Below are 13830 nucleotides of genomic sequence, written 5' to 3'. Positions count from 1 at the left end.
GCGTGCGGGCGGGCCGTCACGGAACACACCGCGACGGCCCGCCCGGCACACCCCGCGAGAACCTTCCCCACACACCGCGACGACCCTTCCCCCGCACACCGCGACGGACGCGCCGATGCCCACCGGCACATCCGTCCGCGGGGCGCCCCGGAGAACCGCCCCCGAGCCCCCGTCCCCCAAGATGCCCGTCACCACCGCACGTACCCGCAGCTCAGCCGTCCGATCCCCGGGACGGCCGGCCCAGCACGCCTGGAGAGACACGATGACACTTCGCAGAGCCGCCACGGCAGCAGCCGCAGGTGGGGCACTCCTCCTCGCCGGATGCTCGTCGGGATTCGGCAGCAACACCAGCGAGAGCCAGGACGGCGGTGGCAAGCAGAGCCTGACCGTCATGATCGGCTCGTCCGGTGACAACGAGACGAACGCCGTGAAGAAGGCCACCGCGGCCTGGGGCCGCAAGACCGGCAACACGGTCAAGGTCATCGCCGCGCAGAACCTCGACCAGCAGCTCGGGCAGGCGCTCGCGGGCGGCAAGCCGCCGGACGTCTTCTACGTCGGGTCGGGCGTCTTCGCCAACTACGCGAAGGGCAAGTCCCTTTACGCTTACGGCGACCAGCTCCCGGACAAGGACGACTTCTCCAGCTCCCTGCGTACGGCCTTCACGTACGACAAGAAGTTCACCTGTGCGCCCAAGGACAGCTCCACCCTGGCGCTCGCCGTGAACACCGCCCTGTGGAAGAAGGCGGGCCTGACGCCGGCCGACTACCCCAAGAGCTGGGACGACCTGGAGAAGGTCGCCAAGAAGCTCACGACGAAGAAGGTCACCGGCCTGGTCGTGGACTCCTCGTACAACGAGCTGGGCGCCTTCCTGCGGCAGTCGGGTGGCTGGATCACCAACGCCGGCCAGAGCGCGGTCACCGCGGACAGCCCGGCGAACGTCACGGCGCTCACCTTCGTCAAGAAGATGCTGACCGAGGGCGCCCTGAAGTTCCCCAAGCAGGTCGACACGGGCTGGGGCGGCGAGGCGCTCGGTACGCAGAAGGCCGCGATGACCATCGAGGGCAACTGGCTGACCGGTGCGATGAGCTCGGACTACCCGCATGTCGGCTACCAGGTCGTGCCGCTGCCGCAGGGGCCCGCGGGCAAGGGCACGCTGTCCTTCAGCACCTGCTGGGGCATAGCCAACAAGAGCGCGCACCACGCGGCGGCCGTCTCCCTGGTCAAGTCGCTGACCACGGTGGACCAGCAGCTGTCCTTCTCGAACTCCATCGGTGTGCTGCCCTCGCGGGACAGCGCGGTCGCCGCGTTCCGCAAGCAGCACCCGGGCAGCGCCGCGTTCGCGGACGGCACCGCGTACGCGCAGGGGCCCGTGACGGTCCCCGGGTTCACCAAGGTGCTCGCGCAGTTCGACTCGGACCTGTCGCAACTCTCCTCGTCCGACCCGAAGAAGATCCTCTCCGACCTGCAGACCAATGGTGACCAGGTACTCAAGAACGGCGGCTGACGGGGGCGGAGCGAGCGAGAGCACAGGGAGGCGAGAGATGACTCGGTACGGCAGCGGCGACGGCGCCGTCGCGTTCCCGGCCGCGGTCCCCGCGCGGGGTGGCACCACCGCCGCGCCGGGCCCCGGCGCGGGCGAGGGCCCCGGCAGCCGCCGGGGCCGCGGGGGCCCGGGGCGCCGGGGAACGGCCGTCAGGGACCACCAGGGCCGGTGGGGGTGGCTGTTCACCACGCCGATGGTGGTCGTCCTCGGGCTGTTCCTGCTGCTGCCGATCGGGATGGCCGCGTGGGTGAGCCTGCTGAAGTGGGACGGCCAGTCCAACCCGTTCAGCGGGGCGGCGGACTTCGTCGGCGTGCGCAACTACGCCGATCTGCTGACGGGGCCAGGGCAGGACCGGCAGTTGTTCATGACGTCGATCCGCAACAACCTGTACTACGTGATCCTGGTGGTGCCGCTGCAGACGGTGCTCTCGCTGGGCCTGGCCCTGGCCGTCCACCACCGCCGGGTGAAGGGAAAAGGTTTCTTCAGAACCGTCTTCTACTTCCCCTCGGTCACCAGCTCCATCGCCATCTCGACCGTGTTCCTCTTCCTGTTCCAGGGCAGCGGCGCCGTCAACGCGCTGCTGAAATGGGTCGGCATCACGGGACCCAAGTGGTTCACGGACGCCCACGGGCTGGTGTGGAGTGTGCTGGGCCTCCTCGGCGTCGTCGACCCCGACAAGCCGGTGCCCGCGCTCGCCACCCACGGTTTCCTCGGACTGTCGTGGTGGGACTGGCTCTCGGGCCCGTCCATCGCGATGTGCACGCTCATCGTGCTGGCGGTGTGGACGACATCCGGCACGTACATGCTGATGTTCCTCGCCGCGCTCCAGGACGTGCCCGTGGAACTGGAGGAGGCCGCCCTGCTCGACGGGGCGAACCGGTGGCAGTCCTTCCGCAACGTCACCCTGCCCGCGATCAGGCCCGTCGTCTTCCTGGTGACGACGCTCGGCCTCATCGGCACCTGGCAGGTCTTCGACGCGGTGTACGTGATGAGCCAGGGCGCTCCGGCCAACACCACCCTCACCCCCGCCTACCTGTCGTACACCGCCGGATTCCAGGACGCCGACTACGGGCGCGCGGCGGCCATCGCCTTCATCCTGCTGGCGATCATCCTGGTGATGACCCTGATCCAGCGCCTGCTGCTGCGCGAGCGGTACCGCGACGGCGGGTCCACCGCCCGGCGCCCCCGCGCCCGGGGCCTGTTCCCGCGCCGGAGGAGTTCATGAACGCGCCGAGCACGACGGCCGCCACGCGCGGCGGGACGGACCGGATGAGCCAAGGGACGCGTCCCCCGGCGGCCGGGCAGGGCAGGCGCAAGAGCCGGCGCCTCGGTGACCCGTTCCTGCGGACGGTCCTGTACCTGCTGCTCGCCGGTGTCGCCCTCCTGTACCTGCTGCCGTTCGTCATCCAGATCGTCACCTCGCTCAAGACCGACCCGGACGCGGCGGCGCACCCGCTGTCGCTGCTGCCGGACCCGTTCTCGCTCGACTCCTACCGCCGCCTCTTCGGCCTCGGGGGAGCGGACGCGGACGCGGTGCCCTTCACGCGCTGGCTCGCCAACTCGGTGCTGGTCACGGTGTTCATCACGGCGGGACGGGTCTTCTTCGACTCGCTGGCGGGCTATGCCCTCGCCCGCCTCGACTTCCGCGGCCGCACGGTGCTCTTCCAGGGCGTGCTGGTGGTGATGTCGGTGCCCGGCGTGGTGCTGCTGATCCCGAAGTTCCTGGTCCTGAACGAACTGGGGATCTTCGACACCTACGCGGGCATGATCATTCCTCTGCTGGTCGACGCCGCGGGCGTGTTCATCATGCGGCAGTTCTTCCTGTCCATCCCGAAGGAGGTGGAGGAGGCCGCGAAGATCGACGGCGCGAGTGTGTTCCGTACGTTCTGGTCGGTGGTCCTGCCGATGGCACGGCCCGCGCTCATCACCCTGACGATCCTGTCGTTCCAGGGTTCGTGGAACGAGTTCACCCACTTCCTCGTGGCGACGCAGTCCCCGCAGTACGAGACGCTCACCACGGGCCTGGCCCACCTCGTGTCCGGCAGCCTGAGCGCCGGTACGCAGTACCCGCTCAAGCTGACCGCCGCGCTGCTGTCCACCATCCCGGTCGCCGCGCTGTTCTTCTTCTTCCAGCGGCACTTCGTGCGCAGCGCCAACTCGGGCGCCGTCAAGCAGTGACGGGCTCCCCATGAGACCGGCGGGCGCCCCACCTGACGGGGGCGCCCGCCACGGGTGGTGAAGGGCGCGCCCTGCCGTGGGCGGTGCCCGGTGCGCGGTGGCTCGGCCCGGCCCGGTCGGCACCCGGTGCCGCGCGGTGTCCCGCCGACCGGGGGTGAACCCCGGCCGGTGGGAAGGCCGCGCGCCTGCCGGCGTCAGGCGGACGTCTGGAGGGTCAGGCCGTAGTGGCTCAGGATCGGGTTGATCGGCTGGAAGAAGGACTCTCCTCCGCTGGTGCAGTCGCCCGAGCCGCCCGAGGTGATGCCCTGCGCCTGGTCACCGCTGATGTAGGAGCCTCCCGAGTCGCCTGCCTCGACGCAGACGCTCGTCTGGGTCATCGAGTAGACCGCGCCCTGGGCGTAGTTGACGGTCACGTTGGTGGCCTGGACGTTGCCGCAGTGCCAGTGCGAGGTGGAGCCGGACCGGCAGATGGCGGCCCCGACCGGCGCCTCGGCGGAGCCGCGGACCAACTGGTCGGAGACGGTGCCCCAGCCGAGGACCACCGGCACCGTCCACCAGCCGCTGCCGACGTTCACCCAGGCGTAGTCGTTCCCGGGGAAGGTCGAGCCCTGGATGTTGCCGATGTACGAGCCGTCCCAGCCGCTCACCGAGCCGCCGGGCTGCCCGCAGTGACCGGCGGTGACGAACCCGCCGTTCACCGAGAAGCCGATGGAGCAGCGGACGTTGCCCGTGTACCAGGGGTCGCCGCCGACCGTGCCCGCGGCCTTCGTGCTGGGCTTCGCTGCGACGTCCTCGACGGTGACGGGACCGGCCGCGAGGGCGCGCGAGACGAAGGCCCGGACATCGTTGTCATTCTTCTGCGAGGCGACGACGTCCACGACGACCCGGTTGGTCTTCGGGTCGACCTGCCAACTGCTGACCCCGGCCGGCGCGGACAGCTTGTCGATGCGGCCCTTGACCGCGTCGAGCTGCCGCGCGCTGTGCTGGACGAGCCGGACGCCCGCGCCCGTCGCGCGGACGGCGGCGGCCTTCTTCTCGCTGGTGACGGCGACGGTGAGGGCGCCGCTCGTCCCGGTGATCCAGGAGCCGCCGTACGAGGATCCCGCCGCGCCGCGCGCCTTCCTGTCGATCGCCGCGGCCCGCTTGTCGGCGGCCATCCGCGCCGTGGCCTGGCTCTTCGTCAGGCCGAGGTCCTTCTGCATCGCGGAGAGCAGGCCGGCGGAGGCCGGGGCCCGGGTGGCGGCCGTGCCCGCGGTGGGCGAGGCCTCGGCGGCCGGCACGGCTCCCGCGGCGGCCCAGGTGCCCGCGAGCAGAAGCGTGGTGAGGCCCGTACGTATCAGTGCTGAGCGTGCCATGGGGGTGGCCCTCCTGTGTTCCGGACTGTGGGGGTGGAACAACTGGTGCCCAAGTGCCGTCCCTCGACGGCGACTTGAGCGGGAGCGTAGCCAAGGAACAGGATCCGGTCCAGAGCGCGGGGAGCGCTCTCACGCGCCGGGAGGGAGCGCTCTCACGCTCCGGCGCGGGGCCTCGCGCCGGTGACGGCCCCGGTGGCGGCTCCAGTGACGGTCGGGCGAAGGCCGCCCCCCGGCGGGCGGGGAACGGGGGCCCGGGAGGCAGGGAGCGCAGGCCCGTTGGCGGCCCGGCGTGCCGCCCGGAGGGACCGCGCGGGCGGAACGCCGGGGTGGGCCGGGTGCCGCCCGGCCCACCGCGGCGGGGCCCACCGGGCCGGGGCCCACCGGGCCGGGCGCCCGGTGCGGCCGAACTCCGTTCGCCGGTAAGCCCGTCGGGCGGTCGCCCCGCCGCCCGACGGGGCGAGCGCCGCCCGACGGGGCGAGCCACCGCGCGCCGGGGGCGGCCACGGGTCAGTGGCCGCCGGTGCTGCCCGTCAGGCGGCGGGCACGGCGCTTGAGGCGGGCCATGAACGGCGTGGCCGTCCCCTTCTTGAGCACGGGCGGGGCGCCGTCGCTCGTGATGGTCAGGGACACCGGGAGTTCCGTGTCCAACTGCCAGCCACAGCAGACGATGCGCGCCTTCAACTCCCAGCGGCCCGCGTTGCGCCCCGAGTTGAGAGTGTCCGCGGCCAGCTTCCCGACGGTGCGCTGGCGCAGGCGGAAGCCGCCGTCCGGGGTCGGTACGCGGGTCAGCGTCGTCTCGCCGGGGACGAAGAACTCCTCGCCGCCGCCCCCGCGCCGCCGCGCCACGACGTCCATCCGGGCCGACTTCACCCGGTCGGTGACATCCAGTGCCGCCGTGGGGAGGTCGGCAACCGGGGGGACGAGTACGTCCTTGCCGTCCACCGTGCGAAACGTCAGCGGCGCACCGCCCGGCGCGGTCAGTTCGCCCTCCACCGTGATCTCCGCCGCGCCGGTGGCGCGCGCCGTGGCCTTCGCGCGGACCCCCGACTCCCACAGGGCGAGGTCCCGTACGGCGTCGAAGCGGTCCGCCTCCACCAGGGCCACCAGGGCGCGCTGCGGCGCGGCCAGCCCGGCCGCGACGCCCGGCGCGAAGCGCTCCAGCACGACCGCCCGCACCTCGTGGAAGAACGAACGGCGCCAGTCCTCCGGCGCGGCCAGGTGACGTGGCGCGGTGAGCCGGCCGAGCATCTCCACGCGGAGCCAGCGCCGGTGGAGGCGGTCGCGGAACGCCCCCGGCCGGGTGTGCGCGTCGACGATGTCGAGGGCCTCGCGCAGGTTCCCGAAGTAGCCCGCGGGGTCGAAGCGCCTGAACCCCGCGTTCGAGGAGTCCGTGAGGGCCACGTGGATGTAGCACACGTAGTCCGACAGGACGGAGATCCGGGTGGCCGCGAAGTAGGCGGCCGTCACGAACACATGGTCTTCAAGGCGCCGTTTGCCCTCGGGGAACAACAGGCCCTCGTCGAGCAGGAACCGGCGCCGGAACATCTTGTGCGGGGTGAGGCTGTCGATCAGCGGGTCCTTCTCCAGCCTCGCGTCGGGGCGGTTGCGGCGGAAGAGTTCGCGCGGCACGCTCCGGCCGCGGCCCGCCATCTTCCCGACGACGACGTCGGCGCCGTTCTCCTTCGCGTACGCGTACAGGCGCTGGAGCGCCTCGTCACCGAGCCAGTCGTCGTGGTCGGCGAACTGCACGTACTCGCCGCGCGCCATGCCGATGCCGATGTTGCGGGGCCGGGACGGCCAGCCGGAGTTGGGGATGTGCTCGACCCGGACGCAGCCGGGGTGCTCGGCGGCCAGCGCGTCGAGGCGGGCCGCCGAGCCGTCCGTCGAACCGTCGTCGACGAACAGGGCCTCCCACTCGCCCGCGGGCATCGTCTGGCGCAGCAGCGACGCGATGAGCTCGTCGATCGCGGACCCCGGGTTGTAGACCGGGACCACCACGGAGACCTTCACCGCGGTGGGCGCGTCGTCCCCGTGGTCGGACGCCCGCGAGGCGGCGGACGGGCTGGTTCCGCCGGCCTGGTCCGCCCCGCCGCCGGCCCCCGGGGCCGTGGCCGGCCGGGCGCGGCCGGCGGGATCGGCGGCGTTCGCTGTGGAGGAGGGCGGGTTCGTGGCGGCGGACGGGCCGGCGATCGCGGTGTCCGACGGGTCCGCGCTCGCGGCGCCGGTCCCGGTCCGGGTCGGGTCGTTCGTACAGCTCAGCATTCGTATCCCCAGCGGCGCGTGACCTCCCTCAAGGAATCCGGCACCTCGTCGGGCCGGGGCAGTTCACGCGCCCTCTGGATCCTGCCCGATTTGATGTTGTCGCTCCAGTCGCCGATGAACGCCTGGAACGGGCCGTGCTCCTGTTTTCCGTACTCCAGCATGCCCGGGTTCCATTCCACGCCGAGAAACGCGCAGATCTCGCGGGTGATGTCGGCGGGCCGCGCGGTCAGTTCCTCGTAGCGGACCGTGAGGCCGGGCAGCTTGTCCCGGGCCTCGTCCACCGCGTCCACGTAGCGCTTCACCTCGGCGATGGTCTGCGCCGGCTTGCGGTCGGGCCGTCCGTTCATCAGCGAACTGACCATCGACGCCGGGTGGCGGAGCAGGAACATGTAGCGGGCGTCGGGCCAGGCCTCGTGCAGTCGGGGCCAGATCAGCGCGTTGCCGGGGGTCTTGTCGACGATCTGCTCCTTGCCGCTGTGCGCCAGCTCGCGGTGCAGCACCCGGTCCCACAGCAGGTGTTCGAGCTCCGAGCCGTCGAGGCCGAGCTGCTTCATGGCCTTCTCGGTGTAGTCCTTGCTCTGCCGGACCTCCAGTGTCCGCAGATGCATCTCGTGCGGTGCGCGGATCTGGGGGTGGCTGTTGAGGATCACCCGCAGCAGCGTCGAACCGGAGCGCACGGACGACAGCACGAACACGGGCGACGGTACGAGCCGCTGCCCCTTGGGCGCCGGGGCCGCCGGCACCGGCCGGCCCGCCGCCCGCGCTCTGACCCGCCCGAGGGTCCGGCGGGCCTTGCGGGCGACGGCCCGCATTCCGGTACGGCTGGCAGGCATGGCGCGCACATCCTTCTCGAAACGATTTCACGGGGGAGCGTCGCCGGTACGGCGCCTTCCGGCACGGTCCGAACGTCCTTCCGCCTCAAGGGATTTCTAGGCGTCCTTTCTGAGAGCGGCCTCACGGCCGCCTGCCCGGGATGTGAAAATCGCGTGAGAGCCGGCACGCACAGGCAACCGATCCGCCGCGTTCATCGTCGCTGTGCGGGCGCTGTGTCCGGGGGTCCTGGACGGGCCGGACCCCCGGATCGGGGATGATCTTGACGGGTCTCGGACATTTGCCGCTTGTCAAGGCAGTGTCCTAAACACAAGTCACTCGGTTAGATGAGTGTGGACACCAGAACGCCCCGGTCCGGGTTCGACGACCAGCCGCCCCTGAGCATGCTCAAGGTGGACAGCGATCCCGCGCAGGTCATCGTGAACCACGCGAGCTTCCGCGTGAAGCTCGCGACGCCCAGCCGTCCGGCTCCGCGCCGCGCAGCCGCGCCGCACGGCGCACCGGTCGGGGCGGGCGTCGCCGAGACCGCGCGCATCCCCGCGGTCCGCGCGGGAGGAGGCGCGGCAGGCACCGGCGGACCGGCGCGCCGCAGAGCGCCCGTCGTATGGAGCGGCAAGTCGCAGCCGGGCGATCCCGGAGCGAGCGGCCTGCTTCAGGCCGTCCGCAACTCCGGCGCGCGGACCGTTCCCCGGCCGGCGGCCGCTCCGGTCGCGGGCGGCGGCTACGACGGCCCGCCCGCGTACGACACCGGCGGCTACGACACCCGCTCGTACGACGCGGGCGCCACGCAGGTCATCCCGCGCGTGCAGGTCGACGGCGACAGCACCGTGCAGGCCCCCGTGGTCGGCGGCGGCGGCACCGGCCGCCGCCGCGGCACCGACGGACCGCTGCTGCCGCCCATGCGGCAGGCCACCGGCGCCTACGACACCCACAGCGGCGGAGGCGGCGACGGCGACCCGTACGGGCGCGACGATGCCTACGACCGCGAGCGCGCGTACGACCGCGACGACGCGTACGACGGTGAAGGCGCCTACGACCGCGACGACGCGTACGACCTCACGCCCGACGACGAGCTCACCGACACCGGCTCCCGCGCACGGGTACGCACCGGAGCCGGTGAGGCGGCGGTGCGCCACGCGTACTTCCCCGGCCGCCGGATGAACCTCGGCGTCGTCCTGCTCCCGCTGCGCGTCTTCCTCGGTCTCATCTCGATCTACGCCGGCATGGGCAAGCTGTGCGACCCCGTGTACTTCGACGGCGGCGAGCGCGGCTCGATGGTCAAGTGGCTGACCTCCCTGCACCCCTGGGCGCTCGCCGAACCGCTGCGCGACTTCGCGCTCTCCCACCCGGTCGGCGCGGGCCTGAGCGTCGCGTTCCTCCAGATCGTGGCCGGGGTGCTGACGGCGCTCGGCCTGTGGCAGCGCGTCGCCGCCTCACTCGGCGCGCTGCTGTCGGCGGCCCTGCTGGTCACGGTCAGCTGGAAGAGCGTCCCGGCGTACGACGCGCCCGACATCATCTACCTGGCCGCCTGGTCCCCGCTGATCATCGCCGGGGCGCCCGTCTACTCGGTCGACGGCAAGCTCGCCGGCGACGCGTGGCGCAGGCTCGGGCCGCGCTCCAGCCTGCTGGACCTGCGCCGCTACGTACTGCGGCGGGGCACGGTCGTGGCGAGCGTGGTCATCGGCGCGACCCTGCTGGTGGGCTCCGTCCTCGGCGGCGCGGTCCGCTCGTCCGGCGTCGTCACCGTCCCCGGGCCCAACCACGCCCCGGTGAACCAGCTCCCCGGCGAGCCGATGCCGCAGAACTCCGCCAGCCGCGCCAGCGCCTCGGGAACCCCCGGCGCGGCCGGGCACGGCAAGGGCGCCGCGCCCAGCGACGCACCGTCCGCGGGCCACTCGGGGGGCCCGTCCGCCGGCAGCCGGTCCGCCCCCGGCACGCCGGGCGCCACCGCCGAGACCGGCGGCGGGGTCGGGGTCGGTGCCACGCGGGGCGGCGCGCCCACGCACAGCCGCAGCACCGGCGGCTCGCAGGCCACGTCCGGCGCGACGCGGCAGCAGGCGCCGGCGGAAGTCGGCGGCCAGAACGTCGCACCGTCCACGAGCGGGTCGGCGAGCGCCGGTTCGTCGTCGAGCGGTGGCCCGGCGTCCTCCGGCAGCGGTGAGGGCGGGGACTCGTCGGGTGGCTCGTCCGGCGGCGGAAACCCGATCGGGGGCCTGCTCGGCTGACGGGCGGACGGAAGGACGGCCGCCCGACCGGGCGGCCGCATGACGCCGGAGGGGCGTCGGAGCAGCCACCGGTGGCCGCCCCGACGCCCCTTCGCCGTTGTCGGCGGTGGGTCGCGCGAGGGGACGCGCGACGCGCGACGCGCGGAGAGTGGGAAGTGGGAAGCGGGAAGTCGTAGGGCGTACGGAGCCGGGCTGTGCGGAGCCTGGGACGAGGGCCGCCCGGGGCGTGCGGCGGGTGCGGCGGGGCGGCCGGCCGCGGGGCCTACGCGGGCAGGGTGGTCCCCGCCGCGAGTTCCTTCGCCGCCTGGGTCAGGTCCTTCACCGTGTCGATGGCGCGCCAGTACGCGCCCTGAGGCAACGGGAAGCCCGCCAGGCGCCGTTCGCGGGCCAGGCGGGGGAACGTGGTGCGCTCGTGGTCACCCAGGTCGGGCAGCAGCGCGGTGAAGTCCGCGGAGAAGACGTACACGCCGGCGTTGATCAGATAGGGCGACGGCGGAGCCTCGATGAAGTCGAGGACGTGCCCGAACTCGTCGGTCTCCACGGCCCCCCAGGGGATCCGGGGCCGGGCCAGGGCGAGCGTCGCCGTCGCGTCGCGCTCGGCGTGGAACGCGGCCATCTCGCGCAACGAGAACCGCGTCCAGATGTCGCCGTTCGTCGCGTACCAGGGCTGGTCGGGGGACGGCAGACGCGCCGCCGCGTGCTTGAGACCGCCGCCGCGCCCCAGGGGCTCCGACTCGACCACCGTCGTGACGCGCAGGGGCAGGTCGGCCGCCGTCGACTCCAGCCACTCCTGGAGGACTTCGGCGAGATGGCCGCAGGACACGACGGCGTCCGTCACTCCCTCGGCGGCGAGCCAGGACAGCTGATGGCCGATGATCGGGGTCCCCGTGCCGGGGATCTCGACCATCGGCTTGGGACGGTCATCGGTGTACGGGCGCAGCCGAGAGCCCTGGCCGCCTGCCAGTACGACCGCCTGCGTCGGAAACGTATGCATGGCGTGCACCCTATGCGGGACGGCGCGGCGGACACCGCCGAGGACGCGCGACGATGCCAGGCCCCTCGCGGAGCCTCGCGGCAGGCGTACGCGGTCGGGCGCGCGATCGTCGCGCGCCCGGGTCGGCGGTGGATTCGGCGATTGGTCGCAGCCGGTGCTTCGCTCGCTGTCGCTCCAGCGGGTGGTCCGACGGGGGCTGTCCCCGCGGCCGGTTCGACCGCCGCCGTAGCGGCCATCGGCTCCGGTGGTTGCCCGTGGTGGCGGTCAGCTGGTCGCGGCCTGCTGGGAGACGCCGTACGCGAACGAGGTGTCGCACACGGGCCGCGAGAACGACTGCGCGCGCGTCGGACCGTAGTGCTGGACCGCTGCACGGCCGAGGGCCCGCGCGATCGCCATGCAGTGCTTGGCGAGGGACGGGCGCGCCTCGATCTCGCGCTGGAGGTGCGTGAGAGCGATGCCGGGATCCTTCTTCTGAAGCTCCACCAGGAGCTTGTCGCGGAGAATATCCTGGGGCGTGCGGGACGTGGCAGGGGCCGACGCGGTCTCCGAGGAGGCTGTCAGGGCCTGCGTCTCGGGGCTGGTCGCCCAGGGGACACGGGCCACCGCGAGGGTCCCGGACAGCACCAGGACGACGGGCAGTACGAATGCGAGAGTTCGGCCGATACGCCGCGCTGAGTGGGTCACGAGGGCGAGCGTAGCGGGCGGTAGTGATATGGCGACATTTAGTCACTCTCGCGGGCGATGGTTCGAAGGTTTTTTTCGAATAGCGTGTTGACGGCGGACGTTTGAGCAAGGGATGTGCCGACTCGTGTCGGGATCCGTCCGCCCCGCTCCCTTCCCCTCTTCTCCCCCTCCGTCCCGCCCTGGTACGGCCTGGTCCGGCCTGATCCGCTCCCGCGTCCGTACACCGGGTGCACGGGGCCGGGCAAGCCTGTGGCCCCGTACCCGCGAAGAGGTACGGGGCCACAGGCCCACAGCTGTACGGGTGTGCGGATCAGTCGCTGAGGCGCTCGCCCGTCGAGGTGGAGAAGACGTGGCTCTCGCCCGCGCGCGGCACGACGTTGAGGGTCGCGCCCTTCTCCGGCACCGCGCGGCTGTTGCCGCGGATCACCAGGTCCCTGCGCTCGCCGTTGACCTCGACCGTGCCGAAGATGAACGCGTCGGCGCCGGTCTCCTCGACCACGTTGACGGTCACCTCAAGGCCGGGGGCCGCGTCCTTCGCCAGCGTCTTCGCGTCGGCGGCGCCGCCACCGATGTCGAAGTGCTCGGGGCGGACGCCGACCGTCACGGTCTTGTCGCCCTTGTCGGCCGCGGCCTTCAGCGCGTCCCGGCTCACCGGCACGACGCTGTTGCCGAACTTCACGCCGCCGTCCGTGATGGGGACCTCGATGAGGTTCATCGCGGGGGAGCCGATGAAGCCGGCGACGAAGAGGTTCGCCGGGCGGTCGTACATGTTGCGCGGCGAGTCGACCTGCTGGAGCAGACCGTCCTTGAGGACCGCGACGCGGTCGCCCATCGTCATGGCCTCGACCTGGTCGTGCGTGACGTACACCGTCGTGATGCCGAGGCGGCGCTGCAGCGACGCGATCTGCGTACGGGTGGAGACACGCAGCTTCGCGTCGAGGTTCGACAGCGGCTCGTCCATGAGGAACACCTGCGGCTCACGGACGATGGCGCGGCCCATCGCGACACGCTGGCGCTGACCACCGGAGAGCGCCTTCGGCTTGCGGTCCAGGTACTCCGAGAGGTCGAGGATCTTCGCGGCCTCCTCGACCTTCGCGCGGATCTCCGCCTTGTTCACGCCGGCGATCTTCAGGGCGAAGCCCATGTTGTCGGCGACGGACATGTGCGGGTACAGCGCGTAGTTCTGGAACACCATGGCGATGTCCCGGTCCTTCGGCGGCAGGTGCGTGACGTCGCGCTCACCGATGCGGATCGCACCGCCGTTGACGTCCTCCAGGCCCGCGAGCATGCGGAGGGAGGTGGACTTGCCACAACCGGAGGGACCGACGAGGACGAGGAATTCACCGTCCGCGATGTCGATTTCGAGCTGGTCGACGGCGGGCTTGGTGCCACCCGGGTATATGCGGGTCGCCTTGTCGAACGTGACAGTAGCCATGACGAAATGTCCCTTCACCGGCAGGAACGTGCCGGACGATCCGAGTAAAGGAATGGATCTTCCACAAAGAGTGGAAGAGAGGTCTGGTCCACCTGGGTGAACTGGAGGTGACGGTACCCGGCGTTTTCGGATCTGTCAGTAGTCCGAGGCAACCGAATTTTTCCGCCGTGTTACCGACTCCGACTTTTTGCTCCCTCGGGACCGTCGACCGCGCGGACGGCGAAACACGACGAGAAGCGGAGGGCGAGCCCGGGGAGGGGCGGGGGAGCGGCCGGTCGCCTGGCCCGGAAGCGGAGGCGGCCCTCGCGCCGGGAGGCCCGGCC

10 protein-coding genes are annotated in these 13830 nt (G+C 72.1%); 4 read left to right on the top strand and 6 right to left on the bottom strand.

The features are described from left to right. Positions 1–262: 262 nt before the first annotated feature. The 3 genes from OG310_RS15775 to OG310_RS15765 are packed head-to-tail and all read left to right on the top strand — an operon-like array spanning position 263 to position 3721. A complete protein-coding gene (locus tag OG310_RS15775; protein ID WP_329456521.1) occupies positions 263–1504 on the top strand; it encodes a sugar ABC transporter substrate-binding protein in 1242 nt (413 codons plus the stop codon). Between the two features lie 37 nt (positions 1505–1541). Then, entirely contained in the window at positions 1542–2768 is a 1227-nt protein-coding gene (locus tag OG310_RS15770; protein ID WP_329456520.1) for a carbohydrate ABC transporter permease, read from the top strand. Then, entirely contained in the window at positions 2765–3721 is a 957-nt protein-coding gene (locus OG310_RS15765; protein ID WP_329456519.1) for a carbohydrate ABC transporter permease, read from the top strand. Before OG310_RS15770 ends, OG310_RS15765 begins: the two co-directional genes overlap by 4 nt. A gap of 194 nt (positions 3722–3915) precedes the next feature. On the opposite strand, the gene OG310_RS15760 is transcribed toward OG310_RS15765, so the two are convergent. From OG310_RS15760 to OG310_RS15750, 3 genes are all read right to left on the bottom strand, one after another. Next, positions 3916–5076: a S1 family peptidase gene (locus tag OG310_RS15760; protein ID WP_329456518.1), complete on the bottom strand. Its 1161-nt coding sequence runs from the start codon at positions 5074–5076 to the stop codon at positions 3916–3918. Between the two features lie 507 nt (positions 5077–5583). Next, on the bottom strand, positions 5584–7338 hold the full coding sequence (locus tag OG310_RS15755) for a glycosyltransferase family 2 protein (RefSeq protein WP_329456517.1): 1755 nt from the start codon (positions 7336–7338) through the stop codon (positions 5584–5586). Further along, complete coding sequence (locus OG310_RS15750; RefSeq protein WP_329456516.1) at positions 7332–8171, bottom strand: sulfotransferase family protein; 840 nt, start codon at positions 8169–8171, stop codon at positions 7332–7334. The genes OG310_RS15755 and OG310_RS15750 overlap by 7 nt, the downstream gene beginning before the upstream one ends. Positions 8172–8495: 324 nt before the next feature. Between OG310_RS15750 and OG310_RS15745 the strand changes: the two genes are divergently transcribed. Next, entirely contained in the window at positions 8496–10394 is a 1899-nt protein-coding gene (locus OG310_RS15745) for a DoxX family protein (protein ID WP_329456515.1), read from the top strand. A 262-nt stretch (positions 10395–10656) separates the two neighbouring features. Here OG310_RS15745 and OG310_RS15740 read toward each other — a convergent pair whose 3' ends face one another. The 3 genes from OG310_RS15740 to OG310_RS15730 all read right to left on the bottom strand — a co-directional run bounded on the left by OG310_RS15740 (position 10657) and on the right by OG310_RS15730 (position 13507). After that, positions 10657–11388: a nucleotidyltransferase family protein gene (locus OG310_RS15740; RefSeq protein WP_329456514.1), complete on the bottom strand. Its 732-nt coding sequence runs from the start codon at positions 11386–11388 to the stop codon at positions 10657–10659. Between the two features lie 264 nt (positions 11389–11652). Beyond that, positions 11653–12072, bottom strand: coding sequence for a hypothetical protein (locus OG310_RS15735; RefSeq protein ID WP_329456513.1), 420 nt, complete (start codon positions 12070–12072; stop codon positions 11653–11655). 310 nt (positions 12073–12382) lie between these two features. Continuing rightward, a complete protein-coding gene (locus OG310_RS15730; RefSeq protein ID WP_329456512.1) occupies positions 12383–13507 on the bottom strand; it encodes an ABC transporter ATP-binding protein in 1125 nt (374 codons plus the stop codon). Positions 13508–13830 lie beyond the last annotated feature (323 nt).

This window comes from Streptomyces sp. NBC_01497 (assembly GCF_036250695.1).
Taxonomy (GTDB): domain Bacteria; phylum Actinomycetota; class Actinomycetes; order Streptomycetales; family Streptomycetaceae; genus Streptomyces.
Note: the sequence above shows the minus strand (reverse complement) of the source record. Positions and strands in the feature narration are given on the sequence as shown.

What these genes read in the sequence shown, in the direction of transcription:
- OG310_RS15755 (WP_329456517.1), bottom strand. Translation starts at nt 7,338, where the DNA reads ATGCTGAGCTGTACGAACGACCCGACCCGGACCGGGACCGGCGCCGCG.
- OG310_RS15745 (WP_329456515.1), top strand. Translation starts at nt 8,496, where the DNA reads ATGAGTGTGGACACCAGAACGCCCCGGTCCGGGTTCGACGACCAGCCG.
- OG310_RS15750 (WP_329456516.1), bottom strand. Translation starts at nt 8,171, where the DNA reads ATGCCTGCCAGCCGTACCGGAATGCGGGCCGTCGCCCGCAAGGCCCGC.
- OG310_RS15775 (WP_329456521.1), top strand. Translation starts at nt 263, where the DNA reads ATGACACTTCGCAGAGCCGCCACGGCAGCAGCCGCAGGTGGGGCACTC.
- OG310_RS15765 (WP_329456519.1), top strand. Translation starts at nt 2,765, where the DNA reads ATGAACGCGCCGAGCACGACGGCCGCCACGCGCGGCGGGACGGACCGG.
- OG310_RS15740 (WP_329456514.1), bottom strand. Translation starts at nt 11,388, where the DNA reads ATGCATACGTTTCCGACGCAGGCGGTCGTACTGGCAGGCGGCCAGGGC.
- OG310_RS15730 (WP_329456512.1), bottom strand. Translation starts at nt 13,507, where the DNA reads ATGGCTACTGTCACGTTCGACAAGGCGACCCGCATATACCCGGGTGGC.
- OG310_RS15770 (WP_329456520.1), top strand. Translation starts at nt 1,542, where the DNA reads ATGACTCGGTACGGCAGCGGCGACGGCGCCGTCGCGTTCCCGGCCGCG.
- OG310_RS15760 (WP_329456518.1), bottom strand. Translation starts at nt 5,076, where the DNA reads ATGGCACGCTCAGCACTGATACGTACGGGCCTCACCACGCTTCTGCTC.